Origin of the sequence: Stutzerimonas chloritidismutans (assembly GCF_020783375.1) — a bacterium.
GTDB lineage: Bacteria > Pseudomonadota > Gammaproteobacteria > Pseudomonadales > Pseudomonadaceae > Stutzerimonas > Stutzerimonas kunmingensis.
The window spans coordinates 3,451,500-3,474,325 of the sequence record NZ_CP086067.1; the positions used below are offsets into that span (position 1 = coordinate 3,451,500).

Below are 22,826 nucleotides of genomic sequence, written 5' to 3' on the forward strand. Positions count from 1 at the left end.
GACACCTGCCGCGGGCCATCGCCGACTCAGCGATCGACCCAACGGAAGGATTGTTCATGCGCCTGACACGCTTCACCGCCCTATTGTTGCTGGCCTTGCTGGTCAGCGGCTGTGCAGATCGCCAGCCGGCTCAACCCGCCAAGGCACCACCGACCACGCAAGAGCGCTTCAGCCAGAGCGGCAAGGCCTCCTATTACGCGCGGATGCATCACGGCCAGCGCACCGCCAACGGCGAAACCCATGATCAGAACGCGCTGGTGGCCGCTCATCGCAGCCTGCCTTTCGGCACGCGGGTGCGGGTAACCAACGAGCAGAACGGCAAGCAGGTGGTGGTACGTATCAACGACCGCGGACCATTTCGCCGCGGCCGCATCATCGACCTTTCCCGCGCCGCGGCGGCACAACTGGACATGCTCAAGAGCGGCGTGATCCGCGTGCGTATCGAAACCCTCCCATGAAGGAACAGGCACCTGCAGTGATGTCACAGAGCACAGACTGCGCTACCCCAGCCAAGGGAGCGCCCGCATGTCGCTGATTACCTTTGGCTACCTCATCAGCGGCCTGGTGCTGCTCGTCGTCGGTGCCGAAGCGCTGGTACGCGGCGCGGCCAAACTGGCCAGCCGCTTCGGCATTCCGCCCCTGATCATCGGATTGACGGTGGTGGCCTTCGGCACCAGCGCCCCGGAAACAGCCGTCAGCGTGCAGGCGTCGCTGAATGGCAGCGGTGACATCGCAGTAGGCAACGTGATCGGCAGCAACATCGCGAACATCCTGCTGATTCTCGGCATTTCCGCACTGATCGCACCGCTGGTGGTATCCCGGCAACTGATCCGCCTCGATGTGCCAGTGATGATCGGCGCCGGCCTGCTCTGCTATGGACTGGCCTGGAACGGCAGCATCAGCCGACTGGACGGCATCCTGCTGCTCGTTGCCCTGATTGGTTACACGCTGTTTCTGGTCCTCGCCAGCAAGCGGGACAAGCCTGGACCAGGCGTCGACGAATTCGACACGGAGTTCGGCCCGGACGCTGGCGACAAGCCTTATGCCTGGGTGCTCCAGCTGCTGCTGATCCTGCTCGGCCTGGGGCTGCTGGTGGGAGGCTCGAATCTGCTGATCGAAGGTGCCGTTGGCCTTGCGCGCGCGCTCGGTCTTTCCGAGCTGGTCATCGGCCTGACGGTGGTTGCGGTCGGCACCTCGATGCCGGAGCTGGCGACCTCGGTGCTGGCGGTCATCAAGGGGGAGCGCGACATTGCCGTCGGCAATGTGGTGGGCAGCTGCATCTTCAACCTGCTGCTGGTACTCGGCGCCGGCGCCGCGGTGGCCGCGGACGGCCTGTCCATTTCCCCCAATGCGCAGTCCTTCGACTTCCCGGTAATGCTGGCCGTGTTCGTCGCCTGCCTGCCGATTTTCTTTTCCGGGTATTGCATCCGGCGCTGGGAAGGGCTGATGTTTTTCGCCTATTACCTGGCCTACACCCTGTATTTGGTGATGTTCGCCACCGGCCTCGGTGCCATCGAGCTGCTGCGCGACGCGATGCTCTGGTTCGCGTTCCCCTTGACGGCCGTCACGCTTTTGGTGATCTTCCTGCGCGCCTGGCAACACCAGCGCTGAAACACCCACTTTCTGGATTTTTTGCGGAGCGCCCCATCGTGACCCTGATGACCTTTGTCTACCTCATAGCCGGCCTGGTGCTGCTCGTTGCCGGCGCGGAGGTCCTGGTGCGAGGTGCAGCCAAACTCGCCGCCCAGTTCGGCATCTCCCCACTGGTCATTGGCCTCACCGTGGTCGCTTTCGGTACGAGCGCGCCGGAGACGGCCGTCAGCGTGCAGGCCGCACTCAATGGCAGCGGCGACATTGCGATCGGCAACGTGGTAGGCAGCAACATCGCCAACGTGCTGCTGATCCTCGGCATGACCGCACTGGTCGCGCCGCTGGTGGTGTCGCGTCAACTGATCCGTCTGGATGTGCCGATCATGATCGGTGCCAGCCTGGTAACTTTCGGCCTGGCCTGGGACGGCGAGCTCAGCCGTATCGACGGTGCGCTGCTGTTCGCCGGGGTTGTGGCCTACACGTTGTTTCTGATCATCAGCAGTCGCCGCGAAAAGGCCGCGGAAGCCGACGACGAGTTTGCCAAGGAGTTCGGCCTGCACGAGCCGGCCAAGCCGCATGCGGGGCTGATCAATGCTGGCCTGGTGATCGCAGGCCTGGTGCTGCTGGTAGTGGGCTCCAACTTTCTCGTCGAGGGCGCGGTCGCCCTGGCCCGCGCGCTCGGGCTATCCGAACTGGTCATCGGCTTGACCGTGATCGCCATCGGCACGTCGCTGCCGGAACTGGCCACCTCGATCATGGCGGCCATCCGCGGCGAGCGCGATATCGCCGTTGGCAACATCGTTGGCAGCAACATCTTCAATCTGCTCTGCGTACTCGGCCTGGCCTCGCTGGTGTCGCCGCAGGCGATCGGTGTGTCTTCGAACGCGCTAGCCTTTGACTTCCCGGTGATGATCGCGGTAGCGGTGGCCTGCCTGCCGATATTCTTCGCCGGCTACTGCATCAAACGCTGGGAAGGCGCCCTGTTCGTCGCCTATTACGTGGCTTACACCCTGTACCTGGTGCTGACCAGTACCGGCCGCCCGTTCGCGGAAACCTTTGGCGACGCCATGCTGGGCTATGCACTGCCGCTGACCGCGATCACGCTGCTGGTCATCGCCGGCCGCGCCTGGAAAACCCAGCGCTGACAACAGGACGAACCACCGGCGGGCCTGGCTGGCCCGCCTTCACTCAGCCCTCACGGACCTGAGGCCGCGGCAACTCGAACACCCGGGCACTCTCCTCTTCGTCACCCATGCGGTTGAGGGTCCCGTCGACCACCGCGCCGTTCTCCATGCTCAACTGACGATAGCGGATGTTCCCGCGCACGCGGGCGTTGGAATGCAGTTCGAGCAGATGCTCGACCACCAGATCGCCGACGATGGTGCCGTCGATCAGTGCATCGTAACTGCTCACGTTGCCCTCGATTCTTCCCTCGGCACTCAGCGCCAGCAGGCTGTGTGTGCCCGGCTTGTGGCAGACATCGCCGCGCACTTCACCGCTGACCTTCAACCCTTCTTCGAAGGTCACGTCCCCGATCAGGGACAGGTTGCCGGAGATCAGGCTGGAAAACTGATCGATGGTGACGCGAGGTACCGGCTTCTTCTTGTTGAACATCATCTACTCCAAAAAAGTTAACGGGCCTTCTTCTGCTGACGGAAGAACGCCAGATCGGTCTGCAGCCGCTCGACCTGCGCTGAGAGAGTGGCTATACGCCTTAGCAATTGCTCTTCGGTGGCCTGGATTTCCTGGCGCTTCAACCGGCTCTGGCCAAGCGCGGCCCTGAGTGCCTGGCTGTCCTGCGTCAGCGCCTCGACCTGCCGTGCATGAGCCACCTGCTCGTGGTTGCGCAGGTACAGCAACGCGCCGATCACACAGAGCATCCCAAAGATCAGCCAACGTCCGCTGCGCGCGCTGCGCGCGGCTTGCAGTCGGTGCTCGGCGCGTAGCAACTCGCGCGTGGAAGGGCGTTTAGTCCTCAGCCAGGCCATCGCTGTCACGCTCCAGATCACCCAGGGCCAGGAACCGCTGCGGGTCGACGAAGCGCCCCTTGTGCAGCACCTCGAAATGCAGATGAGGACCAGTGGATCGACCTGTCGAACCCACCGCACCGATACGCTGTGCCGGCGTGACGACCTCACCCTGGCGAACATCCAGTCGCGACAGGTGGGCATAGCGCGTGACCAGGCGATTGCCATGGTCGATCTCCACCAGTTTGCCGTAGGCACCTCGGTAGCCGGCGAAGCGCACCCGGCCTCCCGCCGCAGCGACTACGTCGGAGCCGCTGCGCAACGCGAAGTCCACCCCGGAATGGAACGCCAGTTTCTTGCGGAAGGGGTCGACGCGATTGCCGAATGCCGAGCCCAGCCGTGCCTCGCCTACCGGTCGCCGTGACGGAATCGCCATGAGCGCCGCGTTGCGCTCGGCCACTTGTTGCATTAGCCCGTCCAGCATCACCCGCATGCAGCGCGCAGAGGTCTCGCTGTGCTGCAGGTCGGCAAGGCTCAGCCGCTCGGCATCGACCAGCAGCTCCCCCGAACAACCCCGAGGCGGCAACAGCGCGCCGCCCTGCCCTGCGCCGTCCGTGCGTGCCGGCACCAGCACGGGCAACAGCGTCGGGTCCAGCGCCGACAGCTGGCCATGCAGAACACGCTGTTGATCCATCATCTGCTGCAGGGCGAGCAGATCGGATTCGAGAGTTTTCAACCGGCCGACCACCTCGCCGACCCGGGCGATGGCAAAGCGGTCCTCATCCTCGACGGGTACATCACTCTGATGCGTGGCCAGGTGCGGCGTGCGCAGATCGCTGCCAAGCCAGACACCGCTAGCAAAGCTTCCCAGACTCAGCACCAGCAACAGCGCAAAACCCGGAACCGCAAGGCGCCGCAGGTTCACCACGCGTATGTCGTCACGCGTCAGCGAGCGGCTCGAAGGTGTGAAAAATGCCATGAGAGATTCCCTAGAACACGGAGCGGCCGCCTCGCCAGGCAAGCCGTTGAACGTCCAGGGCAATTTGACGCAAATGCACTTTTTTTTCTGAGGCCTGATGACCGATTACGACCATCGCGACGCGATTCTTAAGCTGAGAGCCGCATTGGCGACGAACGGCGCGGCGAATCGCAGCCAAGGTCTCGACTAGATCCAGCCCAGCCAGCCCAGCAGAAACAGCCCGGCGTTGATGCTCAGCGCTGCCATCAGCGTCGTGATGACAATGATGGTCGCGGCCAGCTGGTGATTGGAATTGACCGCGCGCGCCATGACGAAACTCGCCGCCGCCGTTGGGCTGGCAAAGTAGAGAAACAGGATACCCAGCTCCGCATCGCGAAAGCCGTAGGCCCAGGCACCCAGGGTCGCGAGTGCCGGCAGCCAGACCATTTTCATCAGGCTCGAACTGAGCGCACTGCCGCTGCTCTTGCGCAACGCATCCAATGACAGCGTGGCGCCGATGCAGATGAGCGCCAGTGGCAAGGTCATCTGCGCAAAGTACTGGCCCGAGGTCATCAGCCAGCCCGGCAAGTCAATCTGCCAATAGGCGAAGGGCACGGCCGCGACCACACCAATGATCAGCGGATTACGCAGGATGCTGAGCAAAATTTCCTTCGGACCGACCTGCCCATCGGGGCTGTAGATGGCTAGCACCATCGCCGAGAGGCTGTTGTAGACCAGAATCACCACCCCGGCGAGCACACCGCCAACCGACAGGCCGTAGTCACCGTAGAGGCTGCTGGCCAGCGCCAGGCCGACGATGCCGTTGTTGCCACGAAACGCGCCCTGCACGTACACGCCGCGATCGGATGCCGGGCAGCGCCACAAGGCCCAGACCCAGGCCACGATGAATGTCGCAATTGTGGCGAGCACGAAATAGAGCAGCAGTGCCGGCTGCAGCGCCGCTGTCAGATCGGCCTTGATGATGGAGATGAACAGCAGCGTCGGCATGGTGCCCCTGAACACCAGCGCCGAAGCCGTATACACGAACGCAGCGTCGATCCAGCCGAGGCGCTTGAGCGCGACACCGAGAAACAACATGGCAAACACCGGCGCAGTGACGCTCAGGGTCTGCAGTACGAGGGGGAGCATGGAAGACGCCTGCAACTACAAAGCTCGCAAGCATAAAGCATGCGTTACGCGAGGGCTCGGGCGCCGTGTGATGACAACGCCGCCCCCGCGAGACGATGACGCCGGTTAGCGTCGCACCGGACGTTTCTGTAGCTTGCGCTGCAAGGTCCGTCGATGCATGCCCAGGGCACGGGCGGTAGCGGAGATATTGCCGTCGTGCTCACTGAGCACCCGCTGGATATGCTCCCACTGCAGGCGATCGACCGACATGGGATTTTCCGGCACCAGGCTGTCGAGATCGGCATGCTGCGACAACAATGCCGCGAGCACGTCGTCGGCATCGGCAGGCTTGCACAGGTAATTGCAGGCGCCGCGCTTGATCGCTTCCACCGCTGTGGCGATGCTCGAGTAACCGGTCAGGATCAACACCCGCATTTCGGGGTCCAACTCGAGCAACTTGGGCAGCAGCACCAGGCCCGAATCGCCCTCCATTTTCAGGTCAAGCACTGCATAGTCGGGAATATCCTGCTTGGCCAGGGCCAGGCCCTCTTCGGCCGAACCGGCGATGCTGACCTGCAGTCCACGACGGCTCATGGCGCGAGCCATCACCCGGGTGAACGTCGGATCGTCATCCACCAACAGCAGGTGAGGTTGTTCTTCGCCCTCTTGCTGCAACTCGTCGGTCATCTGTGCATTTCCTCGCATTGGTCACGATCAGGATCAGGCGCGTACCGAACCATGCGGTAGGCGCAGTTCGGTCAGTGTGCCACCTTCTTCGTGATTGTAGAGCTTCACCGTGCCGCCAGCGCGCGTGACGCTGGCCTGACTGAGAAACAGACCAAGGCCGAAACCCTTGCCCTTGGTCGTGATGAAGGGTCTGCCGATCTGCTCGGCGATGGCCAGCGGAACACCGGCGCCGTGGTCACGGATGGTCAGCTTGATCCACTGCGGATCCCAGTCCAGGCGTATTTCCAGATCCTCGGGACTGGCATCGGTGGCGTTGTTCAACAGGTTGAGCAGCGACTGGCTGAGGTCCGCCGGCGGCATCAGCTTCGGCGCACTGCCAAGGCCGACGCACTGGAAGCGAAATGTTGCCTCTGGACGCATCAGGTGCCAGCGCTGCAGGACCGAGTCGACCCATTCGCGTGAGGTCTGCTCGACGACCGCCTGGCGCCTGTCCGCCTCTGCGGCGCGGACCAGCTGACGCAGGCTCTCCTTGCAGAGCTGGACTTGCGACTGCAGCAGGCCGAGATCCTCGCTCAGCTGCGGGTCCTTGTATTCCTGGCGCAACTCCTTGAGCAGCACGCTCATGGTTGCCAGCGGCGTGCCCAGTTCATGAGCGGCGCCAGCGGCCTGGGTGGCCACGGCGAGCAGTTGCTGGTCACGCATGCTCTCCTCGCGGCGCTGGGCCTGCTGCTGTTCCTGTCGGCGCAGCTGTTCGGCCATGCGCGCGACGAAGAAAGTGATCAGCGCGGCCGCCAGCGCGAAACTCAGCCACATGCCGTAAACCTGCAGCGTCGCCCGCTCGAAGGGTGGCAGGGTGAGCGGGTCGTACCAGACCAGCATCAGCGTGTAACCCAGCAGCGCCAGGCCGGAAAGCACGATGGAATAAAGCCACGGCAGGGTTGCCGCAGCGATGGTCAGCGGCACCAGGTAGTAGGACACGAACGGATTGGTCGAGCCGCCGGAGTAGTACAGCAGCGCGCTGTGGATCATCAGGTCGCAGCCCAGATGCACGGCGTATTCCAGCTCGGTGACGGGCCACGGGCCGCGCAAACGAAGTGCCGTACCCAGACAGAGCACCGCCGACACGGCCAGCGTGATGCCCAGCGCCAGCCAAGGCAGCGTCAGCATCTGCGTCGCGTAAGCCACGCCCACGGCGCCGGACTGTGCAGCCAGCACCACGATGCGAATAAGGGTCAGAAGCCGAAGGTTCTGCCGGCTGGCAGATAGCAGCGGGACGGATGTGTACATGGAGTCTCCAAGAATTCGGCGGAGTATAACCAAGCCGTCTTGCGGCCAAACCGAAATGCGGCAACTCGACGCACGGGCAGCTGCATACATTCACCGGCGCAGGTAGAGTCTTGCGCTATCGCACCGGCCGGTGCACATGCCAAGGATCCGTTATGCAGCCAACTCTCTTCCGCAGCGCAGCCCTCATGGCGCTGATCACCAGCCTCGTCAGCCTGCCCGCCATGGCCGAGGAACCCCGCTACAACCAGGTCGCCCTGCGCGCCGAGGTCAGCAGCGAAGTGGCCCATGACCGCATGCACGTCACGCTCTACAGCGAAGCACAACACAACGACCCCGCCCAGCTTGCGGCAGAGACCACCCGCGCGCTGAACCAGGCGCTGCAGACCGCTCGGCAGAGCAAGGATGTGATCGTCAGCCAGGGCAGCCGCAACAGCTATCCAGTCTATGACGGCAAGGGCCAGCAGATCTCCGGCTGGCGGGAGCGTGCCGAACTGCGCCTGGAGAGCGGCAACTTTGCCAGCCTGTCGAAGCTGACCGCCGAGCTGATGAAGAGCCTGAAGATGAGCAGCATGCATTTCAGTGTCTCCGACCCGATCCGCAAGCAGAACGAGGATGCCCTGCTCAAGGAGGCGGTCGCCGCGTTCCAGGCGCGCGCCGAACTCGCGACCGAGGCGCTCGGCGGCAGCGGATACAAGCTGGTGAGCCTCAACCTCAACGGCGGCGGATTTCAACCTGTCATGCGCAGCAGCGCGATGAAGATGGACATGATGGAATCGGCACCCATCCCTGAAATCGAAGCGGGCACTCGCCAGGTCACGATCAACGCCGACGGCGTCATCGAAGTTCAGATGCCGTGACCGAAACTGACCGTTCGGACCACTTCTAAATATTCGCTTACAAATAGCCAGCCCGCGCTGTGCAAGGGCTGGCAACCGATTTGACGACCCAGATGAGAAACCAATGCAGTAAAGTCTAAATTCTCGTTTACGAATGATTATCATGCGGGCGCCAACGAGACGGCTACAAGGAGCCCGCATGTCTATCCCCTTCGCACGTACCGCCCTATCCTGGGCCATGATCGGCTGCAGCTGGACGGCTCTCGCCCAGAACGCGCCTGTCACGCTCAACGACACGGTCGTCAGCGCCTCCGGCTTCGAACAGAAGATCACCGAAGCACCGGCCAGCATCAGCGTCATCAGCCGTGAAGACCTGCAGCAGAAGCGCTACAACAACTTGGCGCAGGCACTGGGTGACGTGGAAGGCATCGACATCGGCCAGGGCACCGGCAAGACCGGCGGGCTCAACATCAGCATTCGCGGCATGCCCAGCCAGTACACCCTGATCCTCATCGACGGCCGTCGACAGAACGCCGCAGGCAATGTCACGCCAAACGGCTTCAACGAAACCTCCACCAGCTTCATGCCGCCGCTGTCGGCCATCGAGCGCATCGAAGTGATCCGTGGCCCGATGTCGACGCTCTACGGCTCCGACGCCATGGGCGGGGTAATCAACATCATCACCCGCAAGGTCGGCAAGGAGTGGACCGGCTCGCTGACACAGGATTACACCTACCAGCAAGATCGCGACTTCGGCGACACCCGCAACACCAGTGTCTACGCCAGTGGTCCGCTGGTCGACGGCCTGCTCGGTCTGCAGGTCCGCGGCAGCCTGTTCGATCGCCAGGAGTCGGATCTGAGTTACGGCAATGGCATTGATGTCAGCAAGCGCGGCCCCTCGCCCGTCGACGGTCGCAACCAGAACATCGGCGCCCGCCTGGCCCTGACCCCGCACCAGGACCACGACTTCGCGCTGGATATCGAGCGTGGACGGCAGGCATACAACAATGACGAATGCCAGCTCGGCACCCTCGACGGCTTGAACAGGGCTTGTAGCGCACCGGATACCGCCGCGAACGGCTATGACGACGAGCTTCGCTTCGAGCGCGAACAGATCGCCCTGACCCACACCGGTCGCCTCGGCTTCGGCACGCTGGATTCCAGCCTGATGCACAACACCACCGAGACCTTTGGTCGGACCATTCCCGGCACCATCGGCGCACCGACCGCCGTGCCCGGCGCGGTCGGAGGGGATGATCGCGAGCTGGAGACCACCAATCTGGTCTTCGATACCAAGCTGGTTGCCCCCATCGGCGAATCGCACATCGCCACAGTAGGCGGCCAATGGTGGAAGGCCGAGATGACCGATGGCATCGCCCAGACGGAATTCGAGCAGAAGACCTGGGCATTCTTTGCCGAGAACGAATGGCGCCTGCGCGATGATCTGGCCCTGACCCTGGGCGCCCGCTATGACGACCACGAGTCCTTTGGTGGACATGTCAGCCCGCGGGCTTACCTGGTCTGGAACACCACCGACAACTGGACCCTCAAGGGCGGCATCAGCAAGGGCTACAAGACGCCCGACCTGAACGACCTGCACGGCGGCATCAATGGCGTAACCGGCCAGGGCTCCATCATCACCATCGGCAACCCGGACCTGGACCCCGAAACGACCACCAGTACCGAGATCGGTGCGTATTTCGACAGCCTGACCGGCTTCAGCGCCAACGCCACGCTGTTCCACAACAAGTTCAAGGACAAGATCGCCAGCGGCGACCCGATCACCGATCCACTGTGCGCAGGCAACAACAACGGCACCTGCTCGCAGCAGATCAACGTCGACGAAGCGGTGACCCGTGGCCTGGAGCTGGCTGGCAGCTGGCAGTTCGCACCAGCCTGGAAACTGAGCGCCAACTACACGTACACCGACAGCGAGCAGAAGAGTGGCGATAACCAGGGAGAGCCGCTGACCAACACGCCCGAACACCTGGCCAACGCCAAACTCGACTGGCAGACCACCGACCGCCTGGGCCTGTGGCTGAAGAGCGAGTACCGCGGCGAGCGCGCGCGCTTCACCTCCAGCTACGAGAATCTCGCTAACGCCAACGGCAGCTACTCCACCAGCCAGTCGATCTACGACACGCTGGGCAAGAACGCCAAGGCATACACACTTTTTCACCTGGGCGGGTCATATCGGGCTACGGAGAACCTGACGCTCAACGCGACGATCTACAACCTGTTCGACAAGGACTTCGTCGACGGCAAGGCCTACACCACCTACTCCAATGGCGGGAGCGCAAACGGCACGGCCTACGGCACCGACTACAGCCACTCCGGCGCCGCCACCACCGGTATCGTGGAAGAAGGCCGCCGCCTGTGGCTGTCAGCCAACCTGACCTTCTGACCTGAAGGCGACACAACAGAGCCGGGATCATCCCGGCTCTGTTGTTTCTCGCCCATACGGATCATGAAAAACGCGAATGTATGCTGTTTGTAAATCTTTAGCATCGCCGCGTCAGTCGCCCTAGAATTCGCCCACCCTCCCATACGCCAAGGACCACCATGCATATCTGGCTCGGCACTCTGCGCCAATGGCACTGGATCAGCTCCGCGCTGTGCCTGGTCGGCATGCTGCTGTTTGCGGTCACCGGCATCACGCTGAACCACGCCGGGCAGATCGAGAGCAAACCGCTGGTGGAAACCCGCGAAGGGCAGCTGCCCGAGCGGCTGCTCAACAGTCTGCAGGCCGACACTCCGGAGGACGGTCTGCCAGCTGACCTGCAGCGATGGCTGGAACAGACCCTGGACGTGCAGCTGGCCGGTCGCGAAGCCGAGTGGAGCGATGGCGAACTCTACGTCGCCCTGCCCCGTCCTGGCGGCGATGCCTGGCTGAGTCTGAGCCTGGAAAGCGGCGAGCTGGAATACGAGTCGACCGATCGCGGCTGGATCGCCTACTTCAACGACCTGCACAAGGGCCGTCACAGCGGCGAAGCCTGGAGCTGGTTCATTGATCTGTTTGCCGTTGCCTGTGTGGTGTTCAGCCTCACCGGCCTGCTGCTCCTGCAACGCCATGCCGGCAATCGCCCCGGCACCTGGCCACTGGTTGGCCTGGGGCTGGTGATTCCGCTGCTACTGGCGCTGCTCTTCATTCATTAAGGACTGCTCATGCGTAAACGCCTGTTGTTCCCCCTCGCCCTGCTTAGCGCCCCGCTATACGCGGCGGACCTGCAGCTGGACGTGGAAATCCCCCGCCTGGATGTCGCCGAGTACCACCGCCCCTATGTCGCCATCTGGCTCGAGCGCCCGGACCAGAGCCACGTTGCCAATCTGGCGGTGTGGTACGACACCAAGCTCAAGGACAAGGAAGGTGAAAAGTGGCTCAAGGACCTGCGCCAGTGGTGGCGCCGTAGCGGCCGCAGCCTGGAAATGCCGGTTGATGGCGTCAGCGGCGCCACCCGTGCCGTGGGCAGCCACAGCCTGAAGTTTTCTGACAAGCAGGCGCCGTTCAAAACGCTGGAGGCCGGCGAGTACCGCGTGGTGGTCGAAGCCGCCCGCGAGGTCGGCGGCCGCGAGCTGCTGCGCGTCCCATTCAGCTGGCCGCCCCAGCAGAACGCCGAACATCAAGCCCAGGGCAAGAGTGAGCTGGGCGCCATCAATCTCACGCTGACCCCATGAACAGGAAGCACGCCATGAAACCCGTCATCAAATGGACCGCCCTGGCCCTCGCCGTCTGCCTGCCGCTTTCGGCCCACGCCCACCGCGCCTGGATGCTGCCTTCGGCCACCGTGCTCTCGGGTGAAGAGCCTTGGATCACCGTCGACGCCGCGGTTTCCAACGACCTGTTCTATTTCGAACACGTGCCGATGCGCCTCAAGGGTATCGGCGAGGCAGCCCAGGCGCCGGCAGGTGGCCCGCCCGGCATGCGCGGGCGGCCGGTTCCGGAGCTGCAGGTCATCGCCCCGGATGGCTCCAGGGTCGCGGTACAGAACGGCGCCATCGGCCGCTACCGCAGTACCTTCGATGTGCAGCTGAGCCAGAAGGGCACCTACAAGCTGGCGGTCGCCAACAACGGCCTGTTCGCCAGCTGGAAGGAAAACGGCCAGATGCGCCGCTGGATGGGCACCCCGGAACGCTTCGCCAAGGACGTCCCGGCCAAGGCCGAAGGTCTCAAGGTCAGCCAGACCAGCAACCGCATGGAAGTGTTCGTGACCTCCGGTGCGCCCAGCACTGACGTACTCGCGCCCAGCGGCCAGGGCCTGGAACTCAAGCCCGTCACCCACCCCAACGACCTGTTCGCCGGCGAAGCGGCGGAGTTCGTCTTTCTGCTCGATGGCAAGCCGACCGCGGATGTCGAGATCAGCGTGATCCCGGGCGGCAACCGCTACCGCGACCAACTGGGGGAGATCAGGACGAAAACCGACAAGGCCGGCAAGGCCAGCATCACCTGGCCGGAAGCCGGCATGTACTGGCTGGAAGCCGAGCTCACTACCGACAAGGGCGTCAGCAAGCCGGCCACCGAGCGCCGCGCCAGCTACAGCGCCACGCTGGAAGTGCTGGCGCCCTGACGCCAGCCCGCTGCCTGAGCACTGACGCTCAGGCAGCGCGCTACCGCATTCCCCGCAACGAGTCCGCCTCTTGCCCAGACCTTTCCAATCCGTCCGGCGCCTGTCGCCGCTGCTCGGCTGTCTCGCGGTCGCTGCGCTGCTGCTGTGGTGGCAGCCGTTGCGAGCGATCAGCGCTGCCGTGGTCGTCCTCGTCTATCTGGCCATGTCGCTGTATTGCTGGCGTGGACAGCTACCCCGCAAAGCAGCATCTACCGACGCGACCTCGGCGCTTGTGGTGACCTATGCCAGCCAGGGCGGGCAAGCCCGGCTCTATGCCGAACGCAGTGCTGAGCAGCTTCGCGAAGCTGGCCTGAACGTGCAGCTGCTGCCGCTGAATGCGCTGGAGCCGAGCCGGCTGCCAGCGCGGCGCATCCTGTTCGTCGTCAGCACCTATGGCGAAGGCGAGGCGCCGGACGACGGCGCGCGTTTCGAGCGGCGCCTGAGCACGGCAAACCTGCAGCTGCAGGACCTCGAGTATGCCGTGCTGGCCTTTGGTGATCGCCAGTACCGCCATTTCTGTGCGTTCGGCCAGCGGCTGGATGAACGAATGCGCCAATGCGGCGCCATGCCACTGTTCGATCGCCTGGAGGCTGACCGAGCCGATCCCGGCGTGCTGCGTCACTGGCAACAGCAGCTGGCGCATTTAAGTGGCAACAGCGATTTCAGCGACTGGCTGCCGGCGCCCTATCGGCACTGGCAGCTCACCGAGCGCCGCTGCCTCAACCCCGGCAGTGCCGGCGCGCCAGTGCAGCATCTGACGCTCATGCCAGTCGACGATCAGCAACGCTGGCGCGCCGGCGATATCGTCGAGGTCGGCCCGCAGCACGAACTGGCCCGCATGGAACGCTTGCTGCAGCAGCTGGGTCTCGACCCTCAGCAGCGGCTCGATGGCCAGCGTCTGGCAAGCCAGCTGGCCGGATTACGCCTGCCCGACCTCGACGTGTTGCGCACGCTCGACCTGCCCGCCTTGCTGGCCCTGCCGCCCTTGCCGCACCGCGAATACTCCATCGCCTCGATACCCACGGACGGCGCCGTGCAGCTGGTGGTGCGCGAAGCTCGTCATCCGGACGGCACGCTCGGCCTCGGATCCGGCTGGCTGTGCCGTCACGCGGCGATTGGCGAGCGGATCGCCCTGCGCATCCGCAGCAACCCCGGTTTTCATGGGCCCTCGGTCGATACACCGCTGATCCTGATCGGCAACGGTACCGGGATCGCCGGATTGCGCGCGCACCTGCGCGAACGCGCAGCCGCTCCCCAAGGCTCACGCAGCTGGCTGCTGTTCGGCGAACGCAACGCCGCCCACGACTTCTTCTTTCGAGACGAACTGCAGCATTGGCTCGACAGCGGCCTGCTGGAGCGGCTGGACCTGGCGTTCTCTCGCGACCAGCCGGAGAAGCGCTATGTGCAGCAAGTTCTGCGGGACGCGGCCGACGACCTGCGCCGCTGGATAGATCAGGGCGCGGCGATCTACGTTTGCGGCAACCTGGAAGGCATGGGGCAGGAAGTGCAGCAGATCCTGCTCGGTCTGCTCGGCCAGGCGCGGCTGGAACAGCTGAGCGAGCAGGGACGCTATCGCCGCGACCTGTATTGATGTCCGCCATAACGACAAAGGCCGCTTCGAAGAGCGGCCTTTGTCATTTTCACAGCGGGATCAGAAGTGGAAGTTGGTGCTCAGTAACGCAGTACGACCGGCCGCGACGTGGGCATAGTGGCTGCCGTAGACCTGATCGAAATAGCGCTTGTCGGTCAGGTTCTGCACGTTCAGCTGCAGGTCCAGATTCTTGCTCACGCGATAGGCGGCCATCGCATCGTAGCGCCAGTATTCCGGTACCTCGATGTTGTTGGCCGTGTCGCCGAAGCGGGAGTCGACGTAGGTCGCACCGCCACCGATGGTCAGGTCCTGGGTGAGGTTGTAGGTGTTCCAGAAGCTGAAGCTGTGCTTCGGCGTGCTCGGCACCTCGTTACCGTCGTACAGCCCTTCCACGTACACCGGCGCCGCGCGGGTGCCGACGTTGGCGGCACCGGACTTGACCAGTTCGGCGTCCAGGTAGGTATAGCTGGCGAACACCTGCCAGTTACGGGTGATCTGGCCGGTCGCGCCGAGTTCCAGGCCGTCGACCTGGGTTTCACCGATGCTTTCCTGGAAACCGCTGGCGTTGGTCACCCGCGCGTTGGTCTTCTCGGTGCGGAACAGCGCGGCGGTCAGGCCGAGACGCTCGTCGAAGAAGTCCCACTTGGTGCCGATCTCGTAGTTGCGGTTGCGCTCCGGATCGAGGACCTGGTTATTCACGTTGAGTGCATCGGAACCTTCGCCACCGGTCTCGCCGGACGGGTTGCTGGAGGTCGACCACGCCGCGTAGATGCTGCCATTGGGCAGCGGATTGAAGACCAGACCCAACTGGTAGTTCCAGAAGTGGCTCTTGTTCTCCGGCCGGGTGACGACACCGGCGGTGGAGACGGCCTTCTGCTCCGTTTCGTAGTCGTCGTAGCGCAGGCCCATGTTCAGCGACCACTGCTCATTGAACTTCAGCGTATCGAAGACATAAGCCGCCAGCGTTTCGGTGTCGGTATCGGTCGTCGCCGCGCTGCGCGCGATGCTGCCGGTCCAGGCATCCTTGGAGCTCGGGTTGGACAGGCTGGTGCAGTCGCCCGAAGCCAGGTGCGCCGACGAACAGGTGTTGCCGCTGGTGCCCGGAGTGACCACGTAGGGTCGGTTGTGCACGCCGACATCGCTGATTTCCACGCCGGTCACCAGGGTGTGCTCGATGCTGCCGGTGTCGAATCGCGCCGTCAGATCGGTCTGGTTGACCCAGCTCTGGGTATCGGAATTGCGGCTCTTGGCAGAGCGCGAAACCAGTCCATTGGGCACGTTGCCACGCGAGTCGTCCGGGTTGGTGACGATGTAGTCCAGGGTGGTGCGGGCGATACGCGTGGTGTTGGAGACGGTCAGGTTCTCGTTCAGGTCGTGCTCGAGCCGAATGGTGCCGGCATCCGTGGTGCTCTCGCGGAAGTCGCGGCTTTCAAGGCCGTAGAAGTTGTCGCGATCCACGCTCACTGGCTCGCGACCTGGATTGCCTGACGTAGCCAAGGTCAGCGGAATGCCGTAGTCCGGCATGTCGTCTGTTTCCAGGTGGTAGTAGGACAGCGTCGCCCGGGTCGGCGTATCGAAGCCGAAGGTGATGGTCGGCGCCACGCCCCAACGACTGACATCCACGCCATCGCGGCCGGCGACGTTGGCCTCGTGCTTCATCAGGTTCAGACGGCCGGCGACGTTGTCACCGAGCACGCGGTTGACGTCCAGCGTATAGCGGCGCGTCTGGTCCGAACCGAGGGTGACGCTGGCATCGCCGAAGTCGCGTTGCTTGGCGGTCTTGCTGATCAGGTTGAGGCTGCCGCCCGTGGAGCCGGCACCGGTATAGGCGGAGCCCGGCCCCTTGCTCACTTCGATGCTCTCGACGTTGAAGATCTCGCGGGTTTGCGAGCCAACGTCACGCAGGCCGTCGATGAAGGTGTCGCTCTCGGCGTTGAAGCCGCGGATGATCGGCCGGTCGCCCGCCGGATTTCCGCCCTCGCCCGCACCGAAGGTGATGCCGGAAGTGGTGCGCAACGCATCGACCAACGTCAGCGAACCGGTGTCGCGAATCACCTGGTCGGTGATCACGGTGACCGACTTCGGTGTTTCGCGCAGCGGTGCCGTGTATTTCTTCGAGGCGGATGTATCGGCCTTGTAGGCCTGTTCCTGCTCACCGATTACCGTCACTTCATCGAGCGCAACAGGCGCTTCGCTGGGCGATGACGCTGCAGGCACGACCTGAGCCATGGAGGGAGCGGAGAAAGCGGTAAGGGCGACACCGATAGCCGAAGCCAACACGCGAGGTGGCTGGGCCAGTTCTAGAGACTGACGCGACATGTAATGCGGATCCTTGGAGTTGACGCAACTGCGAATTGCTATTATTAGCAGGTAGCATTCTGATACATTCTGTCGCATTCTGAAACACCTAAATGCAAACTAATATCATTCGCCAATTCCACATCCTGTCGGTGATCCATGCTCCTACGCATTGCCAATGTGTTTTCCCGTGAAGAAACCGACCGTATTCGCTCCGCGCTGGAACAGGCCAACTGGCAGGACGGCCGCGTCACCGCTGGCTATCAGTCGGCCAAGGCCAAATACAATCTGCAGCTGGCGGAGGACGACCCACTCGCCCACGAGATTGCCGAAGCCATGCTGCAACGGCTCTGGCAGCACCCGCAGTTCATGTCTGCCGCGCTGCCGAGCAAGGTCTTTCCGCCCCTGTTCAACTGCTACACGGCAGGCGGCGAGTTTGGCTATCACATCGACAATGCGGTGCGTCAGGTACGCAACAGCGCCGAACGCGTGCGCACCGACCTGTCCGCCACACTGTTCTTCAGCGATCCCGAGGAGTACGACGGCGGCGAACTGGTGATCCACGACACCTACGGCACCCAGCGGGTGAAGTTCGCTGCCGGCGACATGGTGCTCTACCCCAGCACCAGCCTGCACAAGGTCGAGCCGGTCACCCGCGGCGCACGGCTGGCTTCGTTCTTCTGGATTCAGAGCCTGGTGCGCGAGGATGCGCAGCGCACGCTGCTCTACGAGATGGACCAAGCCATCCAGCAGCTGACCGCCGATGTGCCGGAGCACCCATCCCTGGTGCAACTGACCGGCACCTATCACAACCTGCTGCGCCGCTGGGTCGAGGTCTGATGCCTCATCTTCTGCGCCGTGAGGAAGCCCTCGACAGCGACCAGCTGGGCAAGCTGGCCGAGGAACCGCACCGAGCCGCACGCCTGGTCCTCGCGGCCGCCGCGACCGGGGAAATCGAAGCGCAGGCGCTGCTCGGGCAAATCCTGCTGGAGGGCCGCGGCATCCAGGCCGATCCCGAACTGGCCCTGACCTGGTTCGGCATCGCCGCCGGCCGCGGCCACGCCATGGCCTGCAACATGGCCGGACGCTGCCACGAGCTTGGCTGGGGCTGCCCGGCCAATCCCGCACGCGCCGCCGAGCGGTACCGGCGCGCGGCAGACATGGGGTTGGACTGGGGCATGTACAACCTGGCCAACCTGCTCGCCACCGGCCGCGGCATTCCTCAGGATGAAGTCGCGGCCTATCGCCTCTACCGCCAGGCCGCCGAGCTGGGCCACGCCAAGTCGATGAACCTGACCGGACGCTGCCTGGAAGAAGGCCGCGGTGTGTCGCGCGATCTGCCAGCGGCACACGGCTGGTATCGACGCTCCGCGGAGGCTGGCGACTTTCGCGGTCAGTTCAGCCATGCCGCCGTGCTGCTCACCCAGCAGCAATGGGACGCCGCCCGGCATTGGCTGGACCGCGCGCTTGAGGTTGGCCACCTGAAGTTCGTCGAGACCGCGCTGGCCAGCCTGCAGGCCGCCGCATTGCCTCAGATCGCCGATATCGTCGAGGCCTACGCGCGACGACGCGACGAGCTACGCGCCGGGTTGCGGTGAACGAAGCACAGAAACGAAAACGCCCCGCAATGCGGGGCGTTCGTTCATCGTCTACGGCTTAGATGTAGTAAGCCTTCAGCGGCGGGAAGCCGTTGAATTCGACGGCGCTGTAGCTGGTGGTGTAGGCACCGGTGGACAGCCAGTACAGGCGGTCGCCGATGGCCAGGTTAAGCGGCAGCCCGTACTTGTAGTTCTCGTACATGATGTCGGCGCTGTCGCAGGTCGGACCGGCGATCACCACTTCCTCGACTTCGCCCTTCTTCTCGGCATAGATCGGGAACTTGATCGACTCGTCCATGGTTTCGATCAGGCCGCTGAACTTGCCCACATCGACATACACCCAACGCTCGACCGCGGTACGCGACTTGCGTGCCACCAGCACCACTTCACTGACGAGGATGCCGGCGTTGGCGATCAGCGAACGACCCGGCTCGAGGATGATTTCCGGCAACTCGTCGCCGAAGTCTTCCTTGAGGAAGCGGATGATTTCCTCGGCGTAGGTTTCAAGGCTGTTGGTGCGGGTGATGTAGTTGGCGGGGAAACCGCCACCCATGTTGATCATCTTCAGCTCGATGCCGTCTTCTTCCTTCAGACGCTCGAAGATCACCTTGACCTTGGCGATGGCGGCGTCCCATACGGAAATGTCGCGCTGCTGCGAGCCGACATGGAAGGAAATGCCGTAGGGCTCCAGCTTCAGCTGACGGGCGAGGATCAAGAGATCCATCGCCATGTCGGTCTGGCAGCCGAACTTGCGCGACAGCGGCCAGTCCGCAGTAGTGGAGCCTTCGGTGAGGATGCGTACATAGACTTTCGAACCCGGCGCGGCCTTGGCGATGTTACGCAGGTCGGCTTCCGAGTCGGTGGCGAACATGCGCACACCCTTGTCGTAGAAGTAGCGGATGTCCTTGGCTTTCTTGATGGTGTTGCCGTAGCTGATGCGCTCCGGGCCAACGCCGCGGGACATCACCTTGTCCAGTTCATAGATCGAGGCGATATCGAAGCTCGAACCCTTGTCGCGCAGCAGATCGATGATCTCGACCGCCGGGTTGGCCTTGACGGCGTAGTACACGCTGGCGAATTCGAAACCGGCGCGCAGGTCGTCATAAGCCTTGCTGATGGTTTCGGTGTCGATCACCACGAAGGGGGTTTCGTGCTGGTCGGCAAATGCCTTCATCTTCTGGAAGGTGGCGCGAGGGTAATAGTCTTCGATCTTGACCGTCATGCGTGGGACTCCAAAAAACGGGAAACAAAAGTCGGATGAGGGATGGAGGGCATCAGCCCTGACAAGAACGCCTGATCAGTTTCCCCACTTTGGTTCGCCTACTTCCCAAGGCATGTCGCCGAGTATCACGGAGGATCTCTCGTCGTCAGTACTTGAGCCGGATGGATCGTTGCCAGCATGGACGTTCGGGCGCGAACTTTAGGACCAAGGGGGGCATAGATCAATCAAAAAAACGTCCCGAAGGTGCATCCGTTTCGAGTTGTTGTCGATTCAAAACAAAGCGTCATGGAAACTGCACAAATCGGCGATTTCCGCAGCCGTGCGGGCCGCAGCGAAATCCATTTGCCGCTATAATCGCCGCCTTTTTTGACAGACCGACTACTCGTCGACGGGTTCCTTAATTCCGATGACCACTCAGGCCGCCGAAGTCGCGAAGCGCCGTACCTTCGCCATCATCTCGCACCCCGATGCGGGCAAGACCACCATCACCGAAAAGCTGCTGCTGATGGGCAAGGCGATCGCCGTTGCCGGTACGGTGAAGTCGCGTAAATCCGACCGCCACGCCACGTCCGACTGGATGGAAATGGAAAAGCAGCGCGGTATCTCCATCACCACCTCGGTGATGCAGTTCCCCTACCGCGAGCACATGATCAACCTGCTCGACACCCCCGGCCACGAGGACTTCTCGGAAGACACCTACCGCACCCTGACCGCGGTGGACTCGGCACTGATGGTTCTCGACGGCGGCAAGGGTGTCGAGCCACGCACCATCGCGCTGATGGACGTCTGCCGCCTGCGCGACACGCCAATCGTGAGCTTCATCAACAAGCTCGACCGCGATATCCGCGACCCGATCGAACTGCTCGACGAAATCGAGGCGGTGCTGAAAATCAAGGCCGCGCCGATCACATGGCCGATCGGCTGCTACCGCGACTTCAAGGGCGTGTACCACCTCAAGGACGACTACATCATCGTCTACACGCCGGGCCACGGGCACGAGCGCACCGAGGTCAAGATCATCCAGAACTTGGATTCCGACGAAGCGCGCAAGCACATCGGCGACGAGTACGAGCGTTTCATCGAACAGCTGGAACTGGTTCAGGGCGCCTGCCACGAGTTCGACAAGGACGAATTCCTCAATGGTCAGCTGACCCCGGTGTTTTTCGGTACCGCGCTGGGCAATTTCGGTGTGGACCACGTGCTCGACGCCGTCGTCGACTGGGCGCCGATGCCGCTGCCCCGCGCGGCCAACGAGCGAGTGGTCGAGCCGGTCGAGGAGAAGTTCACCGGCTTCGTGTTCAAGATCCAGGCGAACATGGACCCCAAGCACCGCGACCGCATCGCCTTCATGCGCATCTGCTCGGGCAAGTACGAGAAAGGCATGAAGCTGCGCCACGCGCGCATCGGCAAGGATGTCCGCATCGCCGACGCCCTGACCTTCTTCTCCAGCGAGCGGGAAATGCTCGAGGAAGCCTGGGCCGGCGACATCATCGGCCTGCACAACCACGGCACCATCCAGATCGGCGACACCTTTACCGAAGGCGAGAACCTCGGCTTCACCGGTATCCCGCACTTCGCCCCGGAACTGTTCCGCCGCGTGCGCCTGAAGGATCCGCTGAAATCCAAGCAGCTGCGCCAGGGCCTGCAGGAACTCGCCGAGGAAGGCGCCACCCAGGTGTTCTTCCCCGAGCGCAACAACGACATCATCCTCGGCGCGGTCGGCGTGCTGCAGTTCGACGTCGTCGCCAGTCGCCTGAAAGAGGAATACAAGGTCGAGTGTGCCTACGAGGCGATCAACGTCTGGTCGGCGCGCTGGATCGAGTGCGATGACAAGAAGAAGCTCGAAGACTTCAAGAACAAGGCCTACGAGAACCTCGCCATCGACGGCGGCGGCCACCTCACCTACCTGGCACCGACACGGGTAAACCTGAGCCTGATGGAAGAGCGCTGGCCGGATGTGAAGTTCAGGGCGACGCGGGAGCATCATTGATGCCGGAAATGCGTCTGTTACCGGTATAGCGGGCGTATTTGATCGGGCACCGCCGTAGGGCTGCGCCCAAGACTGCGACCTCTCGCAAGGATGCGAGAACCCCGCTTTTCACAAGGAAGTGATATGCCCACCGAACGCCCCGCCCCCGAACAACGCCAGTTCGCCAGAAATCTTCGAGGCCAACTCACCGATTGCGAGCGTCTGCTGTGGCGCCAGCTGCGCAATCGCGGCTTAGCCGGATTCAAATTTCGCCGACAGCATCCGTGCCCGCCCTATGTCCTGGATTTCTACTGTGCAGAGTTGCGACTTGTAGTTGAACTCGATGGCGGTCAGCACTTCGACGAAGCTGGTCTGGCGAAAGACCGTTTGCGCACGGCCTACCTGCAGCACCACGGGCTGGAGGTTCTACGCTTCAGCAATCTGGATGTGATACGGAATCTAGAGGGTGTCCTGACTGAAATCTTGAGCTGGATTGAGACCCGCGCCCCTCACCCCAACCCTCTCCCCAAGGGGGAGAGGGAGCTGGATTGAGGCAGCCGGATCACTTGCGCTCATGCAGACCGCGCAGAGCAGCCGAGGGGAGTGAGCGCGGGCTGTGCCCATCAGGCAGTTGCAACAAACACCAGCACGCTCTCACCCCAGCACCCAATCCGCGCATTACCGATACACCGGCCTGAACCCGAGCCCTGACTGGGATCTTGCACCGGATCGGGCCCGCGCCCCTCACCCCAACCCTCTCCCCAACGGGGAGAGGGGGCTGGATTGAGGCAGCCGGATCACTTGCTCATGCAGACCGTGCAGAGCAAGCGAGGGGAGTGAGCGCGGGCTGTGCCCATCAAGCAGTTGCAACAACCACCAGCACGCTCTCACCCCAGCACCCAATCCGCGCATTACCGATACACCGGCCTGAATCCGAGTCCTGACTGAAATCTTGCACCGGATCGGGGCCCGCGCCCCAACCATCTCCCCAAAGGGGAGAGGGGGCCTGAATGAAGCCACCGAACCCTTTGTGATCGGCCCGACACGCATTAAAGCGCATCGCCCTACACCCGGAACGAAAAACCGCGCGG

At 63.2% G+C, this 22,826-nt stretch carries 21 protein-coding genes; 13 read left to right on the forward strand and 8 right to left on the reverse strand.

The features are described 5' to 3' along the window. Positions 1-56: 56 nt before the first annotated feature. The 3 genes from LLJ08_RS16115 (at position 57) to LLJ08_RS16125 (ending at position 2,735) form a co-directional block, all read left to right on the forward strand. Entirely contained in the window at positions 57-458 is a 402-nt protein-coding gene (locus tag LLJ08_RS16115; protein WP_041014850.1) for a septal ring lytic transglycosylase RlpA family protein, read from the forward strand. A 67-nt stretch (positions 459-525) separates the two neighbouring features. Then, positions 526-1,611, forward strand: a complete 1,086-nt coding sequence (locus LLJ08_RS16120; RefSeq protein ID WP_041014851.1) for a calcium/sodium antiporter — start codon at positions 526-528, stop codon at positions 1,609-1,611. A 38-nt stretch (positions 1,612-1,649) separates the two neighbouring features. Then, complete coding sequence (locus LLJ08_RS16125) at positions 1,650-2,735, forward strand: calcium/sodium antiporter (RefSeq protein WP_041014852.1); 1,086 nt, start codon at positions 1,650-1,652, stop codon at positions 2,733-2,735. A 43-nt stretch (positions 2,736-2,778) separates the two neighbouring features. Here the strand turns inward: LLJ08_RS16125 and LLJ08_RS16130 are convergent, their stop codons facing one another. From LLJ08_RS16130 to LLJ08_RS16155, 6 genes are all read right to left on the reverse strand, one after another. After that, the gene (locus LLJ08_RS16130; protein WP_041014853.1) at positions 2,779-3,204 is read right to left on the reverse strand and encodes a bactofilin family protein; all 426 of its coding nucleotides are present in this window, start codon (positions 3,202-3,204) and stop codon (positions 2,779-2,781) included. Between the two features lie 17 nt (positions 3,205-3,221). After that, positions 3,222-3,578, reverse strand: coding sequence for a hypothetical protein (locus LLJ08_RS16135; RefSeq protein ID WP_041014854.1), 357 nt, complete (start codon positions 3,576-3,578; stop codon positions 3,222-3,224). Continuing rightward, positions 3,559-4,536 carry a M23 family metallopeptidase gene (locus tag LLJ08_RS16140; RefSeq protein WP_041014855.1) on the reverse strand — a complete coding sequence of 326 codons (978 nt, stop codon included), beginning with the start codon at positions 4,534-4,536 and terminating at the stop codon, positions 3,559-3,561. Before LLJ08_RS16140 ends, LLJ08_RS16135 begins: the two co-directional genes overlap by 20 nt. Positions 4,537-4,722: 186 nt before the next feature. Further along, a complete protein-coding gene (locus tag LLJ08_RS16145; RefSeq protein WP_023445931.1) occupies positions 4,723-5,664 on the reverse strand; it encodes an AEC family transporter in 942 nt (313 codons plus the stop codon). Positions 5,665-5,769: 105 nt separating this feature from the next. Continuing rightward, positions 5,770-6,330, reverse strand: a complete 561-nt coding sequence (locus LLJ08_RS16150) for a response regulator transcription factor (RefSeq protein ID WP_014821408.1) — start codon at positions 6,328-6,330, stop codon at positions 5,770-5,772. 33 nt (positions 6,331-6,363) lie between these two features. Further along, complete coding sequence (locus LLJ08_RS16155) at positions 6,364-7,617, reverse strand: ATP-binding protein (protein ID WP_228207461.1); 1,254 nt, start codon at positions 7,615-7,617, stop codon at positions 6,364-6,366. Between the two features lie 152 nt (positions 7,618-7,769). Between LLJ08_RS16155 and LLJ08_RS16160 the strand changes: the two genes are divergently transcribed. From LLJ08_RS16160 to LLJ08_RS16185, 6 genes are all read left to right on the forward strand, one after another. Next, positions 7,770-8,474, forward strand: a complete 705-nt coding sequence (locus LLJ08_RS16160; protein ID WP_228207462.1) for an SIMPL domain-containing protein — start codon at positions 7,770-7,772, stop codon at positions 8,472-8,474. Positions 8,475-8,652: 178 nt separating this feature from the next. Then, positions 8,653-10,857, forward strand: a complete 2,205-nt coding sequence (locus LLJ08_RS16165; protein ID WP_228207463.1) for a TonB-dependent receptor domain-containing protein — start codon at positions 8,653-8,655, stop codon at positions 10,855-10,857. Between the two features lie 158 nt (positions 10,858-11,015). Then, positions 11,016-11,609 (forward strand): PepSY-associated TM helix domain-containing protein, encoded by a 594-nt coding sequence (locus LLJ08_RS16170; RefSeq protein WP_191121757.1) that lies wholly within the window; start codon positions 11,016-11,018, stop codon positions 11,607-11,609. Positions 11,610-11,618: 9 nt separating this feature from the next. Then, positions 11,619-12,128 (forward strand): DUF2271 domain-containing protein, encoded by a 510-nt coding sequence (locus LLJ08_RS16175; RefSeq protein ID WP_023445936.1) that lies wholly within the window; start codon positions 11,619-11,621, stop codon positions 12,126-12,128. Between the two features lie 14 nt (positions 12,129-12,142). Then, positions 12,143-13,018, forward strand: a complete 876-nt coding sequence (locus LLJ08_RS16180; RefSeq protein ID WP_228207464.1) for a DUF4198 domain-containing protein — start codon at positions 12,143-12,145, stop codon at positions 13,016-13,018. A gap of 70 nt (positions 13,019-13,088) precedes the next feature. Then, positions 13,089-14,648 (forward strand): sulfite reductase subunit alpha, encoded by a 1,560-nt coding sequence (locus LLJ08_RS16185; RefSeq protein WP_228207465.1) that lies wholly within the window; start codon positions 13,089-13,091, stop codon positions 14,646-14,648. Between the two features lie 60 nt (positions 14,649-14,708). On the opposite strand, the gene LLJ08_RS16190 is transcribed toward LLJ08_RS16185, so the two are convergent. Continuing rightward, entirely contained in the window at positions 14,709-16,967 is a 2,259-nt protein-coding gene (locus tag LLJ08_RS16190; protein ID WP_228207466.1) for a TonB-dependent receptor, read from the reverse strand. 138 nt (positions 16,968-17,105) lie between these two features. Between LLJ08_RS16190 and LLJ08_RS16195 the strand changes: the two genes are divergently transcribed. Both LLJ08_RS16195 and LLJ08_RS16200 read left to right on the forward strand, forming a co-directional pair. Then, the gene (locus tag LLJ08_RS16195) at positions 17,106-17,786 is read left to right on the forward strand and encodes a Fe2+-dependent dioxygenase (RefSeq protein ID WP_042922801.1); all 681 of its coding nucleotides are present in this window, start codon (positions 17,106-17,108) and stop codon (positions 17,784-17,786) included. After that, complete coding sequence (locus tag LLJ08_RS16200) at positions 17,786-18,544, forward strand: tetratricopeptide repeat protein (protein WP_228207467.1); 759 nt, start codon at positions 17,786-17,788, stop codon at positions 18,542-18,544. Before LLJ08_RS16195 ends, LLJ08_RS16200 begins: the two co-directional genes overlap by 1 nt. A gap of 58 nt (positions 18,545-18,602) precedes the next feature. On the opposite strand, the gene LLJ08_RS16205 is transcribed toward LLJ08_RS16200, so the two are convergent. After that, positions 18,603-19,766 carry a type III PLP-dependent enzyme gene (locus LLJ08_RS16205; protein ID WP_003302224.1) on the reverse strand — a complete coding sequence of 388 codons (1,164 nt, stop codon included), beginning with the start codon at positions 19,764-19,766 and terminating at the stop codon, positions 18,603-18,605. Positions 19,767-20,172: 406 nt separating this feature from the next. Here LLJ08_RS16205 and LLJ08_RS16210 point away from each other — a divergent pair, with 406 nt between their 5' ends. Together LLJ08_RS16210 and LLJ08_RS16215 are read left to right on the forward strand one after the other, a co-directional pair. After that, positions 20,173-21,756, forward strand: coding sequence for a peptide chain release factor 3 (locus LLJ08_RS16210; RefSeq protein ID WP_228207468.1), 1,584 nt, complete (start codon positions 20,173-20,175; stop codon positions 21,754-21,756). 123 nt (positions 21,757-21,879) lie between these two features. Then, complete coding sequence (locus LLJ08_RS16215) at positions 21,880-22,287, forward strand: endonuclease domain-containing protein (protein ID WP_101274442.1); 408 nt, start codon at positions 21,880-21,882, stop codon at positions 22,285-22,287. The last annotated feature ends 539 nt before the right edge of the window (positions 22,288-22,826 follow it).